Genomic DNA, 15,486 nt, shown 5'->3' on the forward strand with positions numbered 1-15,486 from the left:
CTGCCAGATGGCGCTGCGACGTTACGTCATCGCCCACACGGTGTTCTGGCCGTGTTTGGCCCGTATAACTTCCCCGGTCATTTGCCTAATGGTCATATCGTTCCGGCGTTGTTGGCTGGCAATACGTTGATTTTCAAACCCAGCGAGCTGACGCCGTGGACCGGTGAAGCCGTGGCAAAGCTGTGGGCGCAGGCGGGATTGCCGCCGGGCGTGCTGAACCTGGTGCAGGGCGGACGTGAAACAGGGCAGGCGCTGAGCGCGCTGGAAGACCTCGATGGTCTGCTGTTTACCGGCAGCGCCAATACCGGTTATCACCTGCATCGACAGTTATCTGGCCAGCCAGAAAAAATCCTCGCGCTGGAGATGGGGGGTAATAACCCGCTGATTATTGAAAACCCGGAAAATATAGATGCCGCCGTGCATCTGACCATTCAATCTGCGTTTGTTACCGCCGGACAGCGCTGTACCTGTGCCCGCCGCCTGTTAGTTAAAAAAGGCGCGCAGGGTGATGCGTTCCTGACGCGTCTGGTGGAGGTTAGTCAGCGTTTAATGCCCGGCAACTGGGATGCGGAACCGCAGCCGTTTATGGGCGGACTGATTTCCGAACAGGCCGCGCAGCATGTCTATGATGCCTGGCAGCGTCTCGCATCGTTAGGTGGCCGTACCCTGTTAGCACCGCGTCTGGTGAAAGCCGGAACGTCACTGCTGACCCCTGGAATCATTGAACTGACCGGAGCGGCGAACGTACCTGATGAAGAGGTTTTTGGCCCTCTGCTTGGCGTCTGGCGCTATGACAGCTTTGATGACGCGATTCGCATGGCGAACAACACTCGCTTTGGACTGTCGTGTGGGTTAGTTTCACCCGATCGCAGCCAATTTGATCAATTGCTGCTGGAGGCGCGGGCAGGGATCGTCAACTGGAATAAGCCGCTAACCGGCGCGGCAAGCACTGCACCGTTTGGTGGGATTGGTGCCTCAGGCAACCATCGCGCCAGCGCGTGGTATGCCGCAGATTATTGTGCCTGGCCGATGGCAAGTCTGGAATCACCAGCCTTAACGCTGCCAACGGCGCTTAGCCCAGGACTCGATTTTTCTCGTGAGGATAAGCGATGAAAGCCCGTGAGATTAATTTTGATGGTCTGGTGGGACTGACCCACCACTATGCTGGATTGTCATTTGGTAATGAGGCCTCAACCAAACACCGTTTTCAGGTGTCGAACCCTCGTCTGGCGGCGAAACAGGGTTTGCTAAAGATGAAAGCGCTGGCGGATGCGGGATTTCCCCAGGCGGTGATCCCGCCCCATGAGCGGCCTTATATTCCGGTGCTACGGCAGTTGGGATTCAGCGGCAGTGATGAGCAGGTACTGGAAAAGGTGGCACGGCAGGCACCTCACTGGCTCTCCAGTGCCAGTTCCGCTTCGCCGATGTGGGTGGCGAATGCGGCAACGGTCTGTCCTTCGGCAGATTCGCTGGACGGAAAAGTGCATCTGACGGTCGCGAATCTGAATAACAAGTTCCACCGTTCACTGGAAGCGCCAACCACAGAAGCGTTGCTAAGCGCGATCTTCCGCGATGAGAGCCGCTTTACGGTCCATAGTGCATTGCCACAGGTTGCGTTACTGGGTGATGAAGGCGCGGCAAACCATAACCGTCTCGGTGGTGATTACGGCGACCCCGGCATACAGGTGTTTGTCTATGGTCGTGAAGAGGGCAACGGCGCGCATCCGAAGCGTTATCCGGCGAGGCAATCCAGAGAAGCCAGCGAGGCTGTTGCGCGCCTGAATCAGGTGAACCCTAATCAGATTATCATTGCTCAGCAAAACCCGGATGTTATCGATCTTGGTGTGTTTCATAACGATGTTATTGCGGTATCAAATCGTCAGGTGCTGTTTTGCCATGAATTGGCGTTTGCCAACCAGCAGGCTTTGTTACAGCAGTTGCATAGCCAGGTGGCGGGATTTACGGCGCTGGAAGTTCCCCTGGCTGAAGTGTCAGTGCAGGATGCCGTGGCAACATATTTGTTTAACAGCCAGCTACTCAGTCGTGATGACGGTTCAATGATGTTGGTCTTGCCGCAGGAATGCCGGGAGCATGCAGGGGTATGGCATTATTTAAACCGTCTGCTTGAAGATGACAACCCGATTGACGATCTACGGGTATTCGATCTGCGCGAAAGCATGTCCAACGGTGGTGGCCCGGCATGTCTGCGCCTTCGGGTCGTGTTAACCCCACAGGAGCAACAGGCGGTGAACCCGGCGGTTCTTATGAATGATGTGCTGTTTAACACGCTGAATAACTGGGTTGATCGTTACTATCGCGATCGTCTTACCGCCGCAGACCTTGCTGACCCGCAGTTGCTGCGCGAAGGGCGTGAAGCCTTGGATACGTTGACGCAATTACTCAACCTCGGTTCGGTGTATCCCTTCCAGCAGGAGTGTACACGCCATGGATAATTTCCTTGCGCTGACGCTTGCGGGGGATTCGCCAGATGCCAACCGGGGGAAAGCTCACGGTTTTGACTGGCAATGGATCGGGCATGGCATGCTGGAGCTGACGCCGGTTGTTCCGGTTGAGCGTTCGCTGGTTTTGTCTGCGGGCATTCATGGTAATGAAACCGCACCAGTAGAAATGCTGGATACATTGTTGGCCGGGTTGTTTAGCGGCAAGCTGCCGCTGACATGGCGGCTATTGCTGATCCTGGGCAATCCGCAGGCGTTAGCTGCGGGCAAACGCTACTGTCATAGCGATCTGAACCGTATGTTTGGCGGCCGCTGGCAGATTTTTACCGCGAGTGAAGAAACGCGCCGAGCCCATGAACTTGAGCTGTGTCTGGACGATTTTTACGCGCGGGCGCAAGAGTCAGTACGCTGGCATCTGGATCTGCATACCGCGATTCGCGGCTCACAGCATCTGCGTTTTGGCGTGCTGCCACAACGTAATGTTGCCTGGGACGAAGATTTTCTGGGATGGCTGGGAGATGCAGGACTTGAGGCGCTGGTGTTCCATCAGACGCCTGGCGGTACGTTCACCCATTTTAGCGCTGAACATTTTGGCGCGCTGGCCTGTACGCTGGAACTGGGTAAAGCGCTGCCGTTTGGACAAAACGATCTGTCCCAGTTTGCGCAGACGGCGGATGCGCTGGAGAAACTGCTGCAAGGCGAGCGAATCCCTACGGGAGAAACATCTCCGCTGCGCTACCGCGTAGTGTCGCAAATCACGCGGCGCAGCGACGATTTTATTCTCCATATGGATAACCAGACGCTCAACTTTACCCCCTTTAAAGAGGGGACCTTGCTGGCGCAGGATGGTGATGAACGTTTTATCGTCACCCATAACGTTGAATATGTTCTCTTTCCTAATCCAAATGTGGTCTGTGGTTTACGCGCGGGACTGATGCTGGAAAGGTTGTAAAAGATATATCCGCCCTCGGGTTAATCTCTGAGGGCTTATTATTGCGTGCTGTTTGTATTTATTACGGATTATTCCTGGTAAGCTGCTTTCTTAATAACCAGGTTTCAGGTATAGTTCTTCATAATTCTTTCAAAATCATCGTGTTGTAATTTTTTATTTCAACTCTCCGCAATTTATTCTTTTTTTCTTCATAATTGATGAAAGTTTGTTTTTTACACTTTCATTGTTTTACCGTTGCTCTGATTAATTGACGCTTAAGTCGGTAAAGTTAATCCCGTCAACACGACATCACATTGCATAAGCTTCGTATGAATGTCGTAAGAATAACTGAAAGGAAGGATAGAAATTATGCGTAAATTGACTGCTCTGTTTGTTGCCTCTACCCTGGCGCTGGGCGCTGCAAACCTGGCTCATGCCGCTGACGCTACCACAGCAGCTCCGGCAGATGCCAAACCGATGATGCACCACAACGGTAAATTCGCCCCGCATCACGACATGATGTTTAAAGACCTGAACCTGACCGATGCACAGAAACAGCAGATCCGCGACATCATGAAAGGTCAGCGCGATCAGATGAAACGTCCTCCGCTGGAAGAACGCCGTGCAATGCACGATATCATCGCCAGCGATAGCTTCGATAAAGCGAAAGCTGAAGCGCAGATTGCGAAGATGGAAGAGCAGCGCAAAGCTAACATGCTGGCGCATATGGAAACGCAGAACAAAATTTACAACATTCTGACCCCGGAACAGAAAAAACAGTTTAATGCTAATTTTGAGAAGCGTCTGACAGAACGAGCAGCGCAGAAAGGTAAAATGCCACAAGCTGCCGAATAATCGGTAGGCGTCTATACTCAATCATTCATGCTGTGTCGGAGCAGATTGCCCCGGACAGCGTGAAAAAAAACTCAAGACCGCCGGCCTTGTCCACAACACGTTTAACGATGTGGGCAGGATCGGCGGTTTTTTCTTTCCTACCTATTGCACAGCGCTTGGGACAGGTTATGCTCCTGAGGCCCGCGAAAATGCTACCTGGATCAGCGCGTTAAACTTTTTTGCAAAACGCCATGGTCATCGCTAAGGCAAATCAACTCTGCTGCCGATAACAACGAGCAGGGTGAATGATAACAATGATGATTTGGCTGCCTGATGACGGCATGTCGGCGCACAGTGCCTTTCTGGAGGGATGATGGAGTACTTTGATATCCGCAAAATGCCGGTTAATCTCTGGCGTAATGGTGCGGGAGAAACGCGTGAAATATGTTGTTTTCCGCCAGCAACGCGCGACTTTCACTGGCGGGCGAGTATTGCCTCCATTGCTGCGAACGGCGAATTTTCACTCTTTCCCGGAGTTGAGCGCGTTATTACACTGCTCGAAGGGGGAGAAGTCACGTTGGAAGGTGCTAACACGCTACCGCATACGCTAAAACAGCATCAGCCTTTTACGTTCGCCGGTGACCGCGTGGTAAAAGCGAAGCTGACGGAAGGACAGATGTCGATGGATTTTAATATCATGACCCGTCGGGATGTTTGCCAGGCTAAAGTTCGTGTGGCTGACCGGACGTTTACGACCTTTGGTTCGCGTGGCGGCGTGGTATTTGTTATTAGCGGAGCCTGGCAACTGGGGGATAAGTTGCTGACGGCTGACCAGGGGGCGTGCTGGCATGACGGTAAGCATACGTTGCGACTGTTGGAACGCGAGGGGAAGTTGTTGTTTAGTGAGATTAACTGGAAGCCAGGTTTTTCGCCTGATTCGGTGCAATGACGTCGTTTGGGCCGGATAAACCATTTTGTGGTTATCCGGCACGGGTAAATCAGCGAATTACCATTTTTTCCAGAAGTCGTCAAACACCGTAATCGGTGGGCGACGTTTGTGTTCTGTTTTCACGTACCAGCCTTCAATTTTCTTCGCAACGTCGGCATTCAACGTTTTTCCTTCCAGATAATCGTCAATGTTGTCGTAGGTAACGCCTAATGCGGCTTCATCTGGCAGAGAGGGACGATCGTCTTCGAGGTCGGCGGTTGGCGCTTTCTTGTATAAATGCTCAGGGCAACCCAATGTCGCAAGAAGCTGCTTACCCTGACGCTTGTTGAGGCGGAATATTGGGTTAATGTCAGTGCCGCCATCGCCATATTTGGTAAAGAATCCGGTAATGGCCTCTGCGGCGTGATCGGTACCCACGACAACACCGCTGGTCATTCCGGCGATACTGTATTGTGCCTTCATACGCTCGCGGGCTTTTTCATTGCCGCGCACAAAATCACTCAGTTCAATACCTGCTTCGCGCAATGCCTGCTCGCTGGCCAATACCGCGCCTTTGATGTTGACGGTGAGTACACGGTCAGGTTGTATAAACGCTATCGCGTCCTGACAGTCCTGTTCATCGGCCTGCACACCATAAGGCAGTCGCACGGCAATAAACTGCAAAGCATCGTTACCCGTTTCCTCACGTAACTCGGAAATCGCCATTTGGCATAACTTTCCGGCCAGGGTTGAGTCCTGTCCGCCGCTAATCCCTAACACCAGCGATTTAAGAAAAGGGTAGGTTTTGAGGTACGATTTCAGAAAATCCACGCTGCGGCGAATTTCCTCTTCTGCATTAATATGTGGTTTGGCGCCAAGTGCCCGGATTATCTCTTGCTGCAGAGTCATTTAACCCCCTATGGAAAATAAAATGATCAAAAATAACGATGTGTTAAAGCTAACGCGTTGACGTCCAAACGACAAGGGATGCAGCCGGATATAACATCATTTTGTTTTGATAGAATTTTCTGAAATGACCCGAGTATCAACTGACAGCTTGAAAAATGCGTTGTTGTGCTCCAGGCTTATATAACACGCTGAAAAACAAGAGGACGGAATATGAACAAGAATCTAACAGGAATTCTGAGTGCAGCGGCGGTATTGACTATGCTGGCAGGCTGTACGGCTTACGATCGTACTAAAGACCAATTTGTGCAGCCCGTGGTGAAAGATGTGAAGAAAGGGATGAGCCGGGCGCAAGTGGCGCAGATTGCCGGTAAACCTTCTTCTGAAGTCAGCATGATCCATGCGCGTGGTACATGTCAGACCTACATCCTGGGTCAACGAGATGGTAAAGCAGAGACCTATTTTGTTGCATTAGATGATACTGGGCACGTGATTAATTCCGGCTACCAGACCTGTGCGGAGTACGACACCGACCCGCAGGCAGCGAAGAAGTAACAACTGTTTATTGCCTGAGCACTCTGACGAACCGGCCGCTGTGCCGGTTTTTTTGTGTCACGCGATCTTATTTATTGTCGCGAATTATTTGCCCGAAGTGTGAGGGGTGTCATAACCACAGGTCAAGGAGAGACAATTTAGTTGGTCAATGAAATACCATCCGCGGGTGCAATCCCGTATACTCATTTCAGCCACCTAAAAAAGTAATTTAGCTGACGCAAGTTACCCAGAGCATGGATGCAGGTTATGGCTTGCGGAGTGTCTGGTACACAGATAATCGCACATGAGGATCGTTTTAATGGAAAAGAAACACATTTATCTGTTTTGTTCTGCGGGCATGTCGACTTCTTTGTTGGTCTCGAAGATGCGTGCTCAGGCTGAAAAATACGAAGTGCCGGTTATCATTGAAGCGTTTCCCGAAACGCTGGCCGGAGAAAAAGGCCCAGTAGCCGATGTTGTGTTATTAGGTCCACAGATTGCTTATATGTTGCCCGAAATTCAGCGTTTGTTACCCAACAAACCTGTAGAAGTGATTGACTCGCTGTTGTATGGCAAAGTCGATGGTTTAGGCGTGCTTAAGGCTGCAGTTGCAGCAATTAAAAAAGCCGCAGCAAATTAATTATTTTAAATTTTCCCGTCAAAGAGTTATTTCATTAACATTCACCGCAATTGTTAATTGCGGTATTTAAGGGTATTTTTCTATGAGTAACGCTATTGCTTCACTTGAAAAGGTACTCCTTCCTTTTGCTGTAAAAATTGGAAAGCAGCCACACGTTAATGCAATCAAAAACGGTTTTATTCGTTTAATGCCGTTAACCCTCGCAGGGGCTATGTTTGTATTAATCAATAACGTTTTCCTGAGCTTTGGGGAGGGGTCGTTTTTTTATTCCATGGGCATTCGACTTGATGCTTCAACTATTGAAACACTAAATAGTTTAAAAGGCATCGGTGGGAACGTCTATAACGGTACGCTGGGTATTATGTCATTGATGGCGCCATTCTTTATCGGTATGGCGTTGGCGGAAGAACGCAAGGTCGATGCGCTGGCTGCTGGTTTATTATCTGTCGCCGCATTTATGACAGTCACACCTTACAGTGTGGGTGAAGCCTATGCCGTGGGTGCTAACTGGCTGGGCGGTGCGAACATTATTTCCGGTATTATTATCGGCCTGGTGGTCGCGGAAATGTTCACCTTCGTCGTGCATCGTAATTGGGTTATTAAATTACCTGATAGCGTTCCGGCTTCTGTTTCTCGCTCCTTCTCTGCACTGATTCCTGGCTTCATTATCCTCTCTATTATGGGGATCATCGCCTGGGCGTTGAACACCTGGGGAACGAACTTCCACCAGATCATCATGGATTCCATTTCAACTCCGCTGGCGTCACTGGGTAGTGTGGTGGGTTGGGCGTACGTGATTTTTGTTCCGCTGTTGTGGTTCTTTGGTATTCACGGTTCTTTGGCACTGACTGCACTGGACAGCGGTATCATGACCCCTTGGGCGCTGGAAAACATCTCTATCTACCAACAGTTTGGTTCCGTAGACGCGGCACTGGAAGCGGGTAAGACGTTCCACGTCTGGGCGAAGCCGATGCTGGACTCCTATATTTTCCTGGGAGGGAGTGGGGCAACGCTGGGTCTGATTATTGCTATCTTCCTGGCATCTCGTCGCGCTGATTATCGTCAGGTAGCAAAACTGGCACTGCCATCAGGTCTGTTCCAGATTAACGAACCCATTCTGTTCGGTCTGCCGATTATCATGAACCCGGTTATGTTTATTCCATTCATCCTGGTTCAGCCGATTCTGGCAGCGATTACCCTGGCCGCTTATTACACAGGCATTATTCCACCAATTACCAACATTGCACCGTGGACTATGCCAACCGGCTTGGGCGCATTCTTTAACACCAACGGTAGCGTCGCTGCTCTGCTGGTCGCGTTGTTTAACCTTGGCATCGCAACGCTGGTGTACCTGCCATTTGTGGTCGTCGCCAACAAAGCTCAGAACGTCATTGATAAAGAAGAAAGCGAAGAAGATATCGCTAACGCATTGAAATTCTAAATTTAATCCGGCATGGCTATGCGGCCATGCCGGACTGAACCAGAGGAAAAAAGTATGTTGGATATCGAGAACATCGTCGACACGCAGTCAGAAGCAGAAGAGCTTGAAGAAGTGGTGATGGGGCTCATCATCAACTCGGGTCAGGCGCGTAGCCTGGCGTATGGCGCGCTCAAAATGGCCAAACAGGGTGATTTTGAGTCAGCGAAGACCATGATGGAACAGTCTCGCATGGCGCTGAACGAAGCACACCTTGTCCAGACTAAACTGATTGAAGGCGATCAGGGTGAAGGTAAAATGAAAGTCAGCCTGGTGCTGGTCCATGCACAGGACCACCTGATGACGTCGATGCTGGCACGTGAACTGGTGACAGAACTGATTGAGCTTCACGAGAAGCTGAAATAGCGAGGAGTGCAGAATGCAGCTACAGATTAACGCACCGGAAATCAAAACCGTCTATGAGCAGCAGCTTTTTAATGGCAAAAATTTTCATGTGTTCATCTATAATAAAACTGAGAGTATCAGTGGGCTGCATCAGCATGATTACTACGAATTTACCCTTGTATTAACTGGACGTTACTATCAGGAAATCAACGGTAAGCGTGTACTGCTTGAGCGCGGAGACTTTGTCTTTATCCCGTTGGGATCGCATCACCAAAGTTTCTATGATTTCGGCGCGACGCGAATTCTTAACGTTGGTATCAGTAAACGTTTTTTTGAACAGCACTACCACCCGTTGCTGCCATTTTGTTTTGTCGCATCGCAGGTGTATCGGGCGAACAGCTCGTTTCTTACCTACATCGAAACGGTTATAGCATCACTGAACTTTCGTGAAAGTGGACTGGATGAATTTGTAGAAGTGGTCACCTTCTATATTATTAATCGGTTACGCCATCATCGGGAAGAGCAGGTGCTGGATGATATTCCACAATGGCTTAAAACTACCGTGGAAAGCATGCATGACAAAAGGCAGTTCAGCGAAAATGCGCTGGAAAATATGGTACACCTGTCCGCAAAATCCCAGGAGTATCTGACCCGTGCAACCCAGCGTTATTACAGTAAAACGCCAATGCAGATTATTAATGAAATCCGCATTAATTTTGCTAAAAAACAGCTGGAAATGACTAACTATTCTGTAACTGATATTGCCTATGAGTCTGGTTACAGTAGTCCGAGCTTGTTTATTAAAACGTTTAAAAAGCTGACGTCGTTTACACCAAATAGCTATCGTAAGAAATTAACGGAATTTAATCAGTAAATTTTATTTACCAATAACCAATTTTTATAGCTTGCCCAAAATAGCGCCGGGACTGCCACGCTATACCTGACGAATGGGTTGAGCATAATACGTGTCAGTGTTTTTACACTGAAGGGAGAAATTATGAGCCAGAAATTAAAAGTCGTCACTATCGGTGGCGGGAGCAGCTACACCCCTGAATTACTTGAAGGCTTTATTAAGCGTTATCATGAATTACCGGTCTCTGAATTGTGGCTGGTGGATGTCGACGGTGGTAAAGAGAAGCTGGACATTATTTTTGACCTCTGCCAGCGCATGATTGATAAAGCTGGCGTCCCGATGAAAGTGTATAAAACGCTGGATCGCCGCGAAGCGCTGAAAGATGCTGATTTCGTTACTACCCAGTTGCGGGTTGGGCAACTGCAAGCCCGTGAAAAGGATGAACGCATTCCGCTGAGCCACGGGTATCTGGGGCAGGAAACCAACGGCGCTGGCGGGCTGTTCAAAGGCCTGCGTACCATTCCGGTTATCTTTGATATTGTGAAAGATGTGGAAGAACTGTGCCCGAATGCGTGGGTGATCAACTTCACTAACCCAGCCGGGATGGTGACTGAGGCGGTTTATCGCCATACGAATTTCAAGAAATTCATCGGGGTATGTAATATTCCGATCGGCATGAAAATGTTCATCAGCGACGTGCTGGCGCTGAAAGAGAGCGATGACTTATCCATCGATCTGTTTGGTCTGAACCATATGGTCTTCATTAAGGATGTTCTGGTCAACGGTGTGTCACGCTTTGATGAACTGCTGGACGGCGTTGCGTCGGGTCAGTTGAAAGCCTCTGGCGTGAAGAACATCTTCGATCTGCCGTTCAGTGAAGGGCTGATTCGTTCACTGAGGCTGCTGCCGTGCTCGTATTTGCTGTACTACTTCAAGCCAAAAGAGATGCTGGCGATTGAAATGGGCGAATATTACAAAGGTGGTGCACGCGCACAGGTGGTACAGAAAGTAGAAAAGCAACTGTTTGATCTGTATAAAAATCCTGAGTTGAATGTTAAGCCGAAAGAGCTGGAACAGCGTGGCGGGGCTTATTACTCTGATGCCGCGTGTGAAGTCATCAATGCTATCTACAACGACAAACAGACCGAACATTACGTCAACATTCCTCATCATGGCCACGTTGATAATATTCCTGCGGACTGGGCCGTTGAGATGACCTGCACGCTGGGGCGCAATGGTGCAACTCCGCACCCACGTATCACCCATTTCGATGAAAAGGTTCTGGGGCTTATCTATACCATTAAAGGTTTTGAAGTGGCGGCGAGCAACGCAGCACTGAGCGGCGAGTTGAATGATGTGCTGCTGGCGTTGAACCTGAGCCCGCTGGTGCATTCCGACACTGATGCTGAAATTCTTGCCCGTGAGCTGATTCTGGCGCATGAAAAATGGCTGCCAAATTTCGCCGGATGCATCGAGAAACTTAAAAGCGAACAACACTAACTGAGGTTGGCTATGGAACGCGTACTGATTGTGAATGCGGATGATTTTGGCCTGAGCAAAGGACAAAACTACGGCATTGTTGAAGCCTGTCGCAATGGCATTGTCACCTCAACCACGGCCCTGGTGAATGGCGAGGCGATAGAGCATGCGGTACAGCTTAGTCGCGATATACCGGAGCTTGCCGTTGGGATGCACTTTGTCCTGACGCTCGGCAAACCGTTAACGGCTATGCCGGGTCTGACGCGTGACGGTGTGTTAGGGAAATGGATCTGGCAGATGGCAGAGGAAGAAACGTTGCCGCTGGAAGAGATTTCTCGGGAGCTGGCTGCACAGTATCAGCGTTTTATTGACCTGTTCGGGCGGGAGCCGACGCATCTGGATAGTCATCACCACGTGCATATGTTCCCGCAGATTTTCCCGATTGTCGCCAGTTTTGCCGCGGAGAGAGGGGTTGCGTTGCGGATCGATCGGCAGACAGTGTTCCAGGCGTCCGATTTACCGGAAACGTTGCGTACCTCCCAGGGATTTAGCAGTGAGTTTTATGGCGACGCGATTTCTGAGGCCCTGTTTTTGCAGACGCTGGACGCGTCCGCAGACCGGGGAGAGTCCTCGCTGGAAGTGATGTGTCATCCGGCGTTTATCGATGACATCATTCGACAAAGTGCCTACTGTTACCCCCGCTTAACTGAGCTTGACGTACTGACGTCTTCGTCATTGAAATACGCTATTGCGGAGCGCGGTTATCGTCTTGGCAGTTTTCTGAACGTTTAATTCCTGAGTTGGCGGCGCGTCGGTGCGCCGCATTTTTTTGTCTGCGTCATTGATGTTTGCTGCAACTTATCTGTTCCCCCCATTATCGCCACCCACTTCACGAATTCACTGTTTTTGCACCGTCCAGGGGTAAAATCAGCTAAGATAGCGTTTTTCAGATTTTTAGAATTTGTCTTTAGTGAAGCAACTGATTATGAAACCTCTTCGCCAACAAAATCGTCCGGTCATCAGCTATGTTCCTCGCGTGGAGCCCGCTCCGCCAGAGCATGCGGTGAAAATGGATGCGTTTCGTGACGTATGGATACTGCGCGGAAAATATGTCGCTTTTGTCTTAATGGGGGAGGCGTTTCAGCGTTCGCCTGCATTTACGGTTCCGGAGTCGGCCCAGCGCTGGGCTAACCAGATTCGCCAGGAAAACGAACTGAGCGATTAATCGGATATAAAAAAACCGCCGGAGCATAACTCACTGGCGGTTTTTTGTTTTGCGCAGACAGGCTTTTAGCGATGCGCCAGTTCGGCGTGATCGTCGCTGTCCAGAATCGATTTATCGGTCTGTTTCAGCCATTGGCTGGTCAGCGTACCAGCGGTCATGGAACCGCTAACGTTCAATGCAGTACGCCCCATATCGATCAGCGGTTCAACTGAGATCAACAGAGCAACCAGTGTGACCGGCAGACCCATGGCAGGCAGTACGATCAGTGCCGCGAAGGTCGCGCCGCCGCCCACACCCGCAACTCCTGCTGAACTGACGGTCACGATACCCACCAGCGTGGCAATCCACATTGGGTCCAGCGGGTTAATGCCGACAGTTGGTGCCACCATCACGGCCAGCATCGCCGGATACAGACCCGCACAACCGTTTTGACCAATCGTTGCACCAAAAGAGGCGGCAAAGCTGGCGATGGACTCAGGGACGCCCAGACGGCGGGTTTGCGCTTCAACGTTCAGTGGAATAGAAGCGGCACTGGAACGGCTGGTGAAGGCGAAAGTCAGTACTGGCCAGACTTTGCGGAAGTATTTCAGTGGGCTAACGCCGTTAATACCCAGCAGGATGCCGTGTACGACGAACATAATGCCCAGGCCGAGATACGAAGCAACGACGAAGCTACCCAGCTTGATGATGTCCTGCAGATTGGAACCGGCAACCACTTTGGTCATCAGCGCCAGAACACCATACGGCGTCAACTGCATCACCAGACGAACCAGCTTCATCACCCAGCTTTGCAGGGTATCGATAGCCGTTAATACGCGCTCGCCTTTTGGCGCATCATCTTTCAACAGCTTCAGTGCGGCAACACCGAGGAATGCAGCAAAGATGACCACGCTGATAATCGACGTCGGGTTAGCGCCGGTCAGATCGGCAAACGGGTTTTTCGGGATAAACGACAGTACCAGTTGCGGAACGCTGAGGTCAGCCACTTTGCCAACATAGTTGGTTTCAATAGCGTTCAGACGTGCAGTCTCGGCACCACCTTGCACCAGGCCTTCGGCGGTCAGGCCGAACAGGTTGGTTACCAGAACCCCGACCAGTGCGGCAATCAGCGTTGTAAACAGCAGCGTGCCGATGGTCAGGAAGCTGATTTTACCTAACTGAGAGGCGTTGTGCAGACGCGCAACGGCGCTGAGAATAGACGCAAATACCAGCGGCATGACAATCATCTGCAGCAACTGGACATAACCGTTGCCGACAATGTTGAACCACTGTACGGAATCTTTAAGAACCTGGCTGTCGGAGCCATAAATGGTATGCAGGGCGAGACCAAACACCACGCCCATGACCAGACCGACCAGTACTTTTTTGGCCAGACTCCACTGTTTGTGGCGGGCTTGCGCCAGCACGAACAGCAGTACTACGAACACGATAATGTTCGCGATTAATGGAAAGTTCATCCCCGTTCTCCTGATCTTATTATGCGTATCACCATGCAATGGTGATTCTGTTGGCGCAAGATTAGCAGAACTGTGACTTGCCTCTTATATTCAAATGGAATTGTTTATACCTAAAATGACATTTTGGCCGATTTATTAGTCAACCTGGTGCGTTATAAAACGATTAAACTGCATTTGCAGCGTATTAATCATCTGTGATGACCAGCGTACCGCGCTGTTCTCTTGTACGGTCTGCGGCATCCAGATAGCCCAGGCAAACAGCGCCATGCACAGGAACCGTTCCAGTTGGTTGCCTTTTTGCGGCACGAGGATGGGCAGACGAAAACGCCAGCGGCAGGGCCAAAGCAGGGGAACGCCTGCCGGAGTCAGCATGTCAGCCAGAATGTGACTGAGATAACCGAGAACCATACCTTGTAAGGCATCGGCCGGGATTATCCAGCTATCCGGAACTTTCAGGTAAAACGTGGCCAGCAGGGCAAAGACGGCCAGCAGGCTGTGAGTAAACCCGCGATGGCCAAATGCCCGGGCAATAGGCTTTGATATCCACTTCAGCCGCTGCCCGAGCAGGGATTTCGGGTGATCGATATCGGGTAGCAGGCAGGTTAAAATGGCCGAAGGTACAATATGCCACCAATCACCCTGAGCAAGAACGGGCGTCAGCTCGGCATTTTTGGCAAATACCGCACAGGCAATAGAAAAAAGGAGATGGCCTTCCGCCGTCATGATAAAACCCAATGAACTGTCAATTCATACAGTATAGGGGTTTTATACAGTAGGCGGAAGAGGTGACGTTGTAACCCTTTGTCACAAATGCACGATTAACGCGCCAACCAACCGCCGTCCACGGCAAGCGTGTAACCATTGATATAGTCAGAAGCCTGGCTGGCGAGAAAAACGACCGGGCCTTGCAAGTCATCCGGTGTTCCCCAGCGCCCTGCGGGAATGCGATCGACAATTTGCTGATTACGCGTACTGTCTTCACGCAACTGCTGCGTATTGTTTGTCGCCATATAACCGGGTGCGATGGCATTGACATTAATTCCCTGAGCCGCCCACTCATTAGCCAGTAAGCGGGTGATTCCAAGCACGCCACTTTTTGATGCGGTGTAGGAAGGAACGCGGATCCCGCCCTGAAAAGAGAGCATTGAGGCAATGTTAATGATTTTTCCGCCGTTGCCCTGAACCAGAAACTGGCGCGCCACTGCCTGTGACAGGAAAAAAACGGATTTGAGATTCAGATTCATCACGTCATCCCAGTCTTTTTCACTAAAATCCAGCGCATCCTGACGACGTATGGTTCCCGCATTGTTGACCAGAATATCGACCCGGCCAAACGCGGCCACAGTTTGGGTCACTATGCCAGACAGCGCCTCTTGTTGGCTGAGGTCGGCCTGAATGGCCATAAAACGCCGACCGAG

Annotated in this window: 17 protein-coding genes (1 of these 17 running past the window's edge); 13 read left to right on the plus strand and 4 right to left on the minus strand. The window is 50.7% G+C overall.

Annotation, left to right across the window (positions count from 1 at the left end; genetic code table 11):
* The 5 genes from astD to ves form a co-directional block, all read left to right on the plus strand.
* On the plus strand, positions 1-1,113 hold part of the coding region annotated (gene astD, locus JTI85_RS10210) for a succinylglutamate-semialdehyde dehydrogenase (RefSeq protein ID WP_255575581.1) (this coding region is incomplete at its 5' end). The annotated region extends 113 nt beyond the left edge of the window; 1,113 of 1,226 annotated nt are visible.
* A complete protein-coding gene (gene astB, locus JTI85_RS10215) occupies positions 1,110-2,453 on the plus strand; it encodes an N-succinylarginine dihydrolase (RefSeq protein WP_219352535.1) in 1,344 nt (447 codons plus the stop codon). The genes astD and astB, both read left to right, overlap by 4 nt.
* Complete coding sequence (astE, locus tag JTI85_RS10220; protein ID WP_219352537.1) at positions 2,446-3,411, plus strand: succinylglutamate desuccinylase; 966 nt, start codon at positions 2,446-2,448, stop codon at positions 3,409-3,411. Before astB ends, astE begins: the two co-directional genes overlap by 8 nt.
* 348 nt (positions 3,412-3,759) lie before the next feature.
* Positions 3,760-4,245 (plus strand): ATP-independent periplasmic protein-refolding chaperone Spy, encoded by a 486-nt coding sequence (gene spy, locus JTI85_RS10225; RefSeq protein WP_048211888.1) that lies wholly within the window; start codon positions 3,760-3,762, stop codon positions 4,243-4,245.
* 352 nt (positions 4,246-4,597) lie between these two features.
* Positions 4,598-5,173: an environmental stress-induced protein Ves gene (gene ves, locus JTI85_RS10230; protein WP_048211887.1), complete on the plus strand. Its 576-nt coding sequence runs from the start codon at positions 4,598-4,600 to the stop codon at positions 5,171-5,173.
* 57 nt (positions 5,174-5,230) lie between these two features.
* On the opposite strand, the gene nadE is transcribed toward ves, so the two are convergent.
* Complete coding sequence (gene nadE / locus JTI85_RS10235; RefSeq protein ID WP_219352539.1) at positions 5,231-6,061, minus strand: ammonia-dependent NAD(+) synthetase; 831 nt, start codon at positions 6,059-6,061, stop codon at positions 5,231-5,233.
* 210 nt (positions 6,062-6,271) lie between these two features.
* Between nadE and osmE the strand changes: the two genes are divergently transcribed.
* The 8 genes from osmE (at position 6,272) to cedA (ending at position 12,611) form a co-directional block, all read left to right on the plus strand.
* Positions 6,272-6,613, plus strand: a complete 342-nt coding sequence (gene osmE, locus JTI85_RS10240) for an osmotically-inducible lipoprotein OsmE (RefSeq protein ID WP_003030621.1) — start codon at positions 6,272-6,274, stop codon at positions 6,611-6,613.
* A 298-nt stretch (positions 6,614-6,911) separates the two neighbouring features.
* Positions 6,912-7,232 carry a PTS N,N'-diacetylchitobiose transporter subunit IIB gene (gene chbB / locus JTI85_RS10245; protein ID WP_003832547.1) on the plus strand — a complete coding sequence of 107 codons (321 nt, stop codon included), beginning with the start codon at positions 6,912-6,914 and terminating at the stop codon, positions 7,230-7,232.
* 82 nt (positions 7,233-7,314) lie between these two features.
* Complete coding sequence (chbC, locus tag JTI85_RS10250) at positions 7,315-8,673, plus strand: PTS N,N'-diacetylchitobiose transporter subunit IIC (RefSeq protein ID WP_040233680.1); 1,359 nt, start codon at positions 7,315-7,317, stop codon at positions 8,671-8,673.
* Positions 8,674-8,727: 54 nt separating this feature from the next.
* Complete coding sequence (gene chbA, locus JTI85_RS10255; RefSeq protein ID WP_101741716.1) at positions 8,728-9,075, plus strand: PTS N,N'-diacetylchitobiose transporter subunit IIA; 348 nt, start codon at positions 8,728-8,730, stop codon at positions 9,073-9,075.
* A 13-nt stretch (positions 9,076-9,088) separates the two neighbouring features.
* Positions 9,089-9,928: a transcriptional regulator ChbR gene (gene chbR, locus JTI85_RS10260; protein WP_005120798.1), complete on the plus strand. Its 840-nt coding sequence runs from the start codon at positions 9,089-9,091 to the stop codon at positions 9,926-9,928.
* A 123-nt stretch (positions 9,929-10,051) separates the two neighbouring features.
* Positions 10,052-11,407, plus strand: coding sequence for a 6-phospho-beta-glucosidase (locus JTI85_RS10265; RefSeq protein ID WP_048211884.1), 1,356 nt, complete (start codon positions 10,052-10,054; stop codon positions 11,405-11,407).
* Between the two features lie 12 nt (positions 11,408-11,419).
* Positions 11,420-12,178, plus strand: coding sequence for a chitin disaccharide deacetylase (chbG, locus tag JTI85_RS10270; RefSeq protein ID WP_101741715.1), 759 nt, complete (start codon positions 11,420-11,422; stop codon positions 12,176-12,178).
* 169 nt (positions 12,179-12,347) lie between these two features.
* On the plus strand, positions 12,348-12,611 hold the full coding sequence (gene cedA, locus JTI85_RS10275) for a cell division activator CedA (protein ID WP_071887334.1): 264 nt from the start codon (positions 12,348-12,350) through the stop codon (positions 12,609-12,611).
* A gap of 65 nt (positions 12,612-12,676) precedes the next feature.
* Here the strand turns inward: cedA and tcyP are convergent, their stop codons facing one another.
* The 3 genes from tcyP to kduD all read right to left on the minus strand — a co-directional run.
* Positions 12,677-14,068 carry a cystine/sulfocysteine:cation symporter gene (gene tcyP, locus JTI85_RS10280; protein WP_048211881.1) on the minus strand — a complete coding sequence of 464 codons (1,392 nt, stop codon included), beginning with the start codon at positions 14,066-14,068 and terminating at the stop codon, positions 12,677-12,679.
* A gap of 135 nt (positions 14,069-14,203) precedes the next feature.
* Complete coding sequence (locus JTI85_RS10285) at positions 14,204-14,803, minus strand: metal-dependent hydrolase (RefSeq protein WP_086523651.1); 600 nt, start codon at positions 14,801-14,803, stop codon at positions 14,204-14,206.
* Positions 14,804-14,886: 83 nt separating this feature from the next.
* A partial coding sequence (gene kduD / locus JTI85_RS10290) for a 2-dehydro-3-deoxy-D-gluconate 5-dehydrogenase KduD (RefSeq protein WP_219352541.1) occupies positions 14,887-15,486 on the minus strand: 600 nt, incomplete at its 5' end.

It is taken from the genome of Citrobacter sp. Colony219 (assembly GCF_019382635.1).
In the GTDB taxonomy this organism is placed as follows: domain Bacteria; phylum Pseudomonadota; class Gammaproteobacteria; order Enterobacterales; family Enterobacteriaceae; genus Citrobacter; species Citrobacter youngae.

Coding starts and splice junctions, on each gene's coding strand:
- astB (WP_219352535.1), top strand. CDS start 1,110: ATGAAAGCCCGTGAGATTAATTTTGATGGTCTGGTGGGACTGACCCAC.
- osmE (WP_003030621.1), top strand. CDS start 6,272: ATGAACAAGAATCTAACAGGAATTCTGAGTGCAGCGGCGGTATTGACT.
- chbR (WP_005120798.1), top strand. CDS start 9,089: ATGCAGCTACAGATTAACGCACCGGAAATCAAAACCGTCTATGAGCAG.
- JTI85_RS10265 (WP_048211884.1), top strand. CDS start 10,052: ATGAGCCAGAAATTAAAAGTCGTCACTATCGGTGGCGGGAGCAGCTAC.
- nadE (WP_219352539.1), bottom strand. CDS start 6,061: ATGACTCTGCAGCAAGAGATAATCCGGGCACTTGGCGCCAAACCACAT.
- chbG (WP_101741715.1), top strand. CDS start 11,420: ATGGAACGCGTACTGATTGTGAATGCGGATGATTTTGGCCTGAGCAAA.
- tcyP (WP_048211881.1), bottom strand. CDS start 14,068: ATGAACTTTCCATTAATCGCGAACATTATCGTGTTCGTAGTACTGCTG.
- chbA (WP_101741716.1), top strand. CDS start 8,728: ATGTTGGATATCGAGAACATCGTCGACACGCAGTCAGAAGCAGAAGAG.
- ves (WP_048211887.1), top strand. CDS start 4,598: ATGGAGTACTTTGATATCCGCAAAATGCCGGTTAATCTCTGGCGTAAT.
- chbC (WP_040233680.1), top strand. CDS start 7,315: ATGAGTAACGCTATTGCTTCACTTGAAAAGGTACTCCTTCCTTTTGCT.
- spy (WP_048211888.1), top strand. CDS start 3,760: ATGCGTAAATTGACTGCTCTGTTTGTTGCCTCTACCCTGGCGCTGGGC.
- astE (WP_219352537.1), top strand. CDS start 2,446: ATGGATAATTTCCTTGCGCTGACGCTTGCGGGGGATTCGCCAGATGCC.
- chbB (WP_003832547.1), top strand. CDS start 6,912: ATGGAAAAGAAACACATTTATCTGTTTTGTTCTGCGGGCATGTCGACT.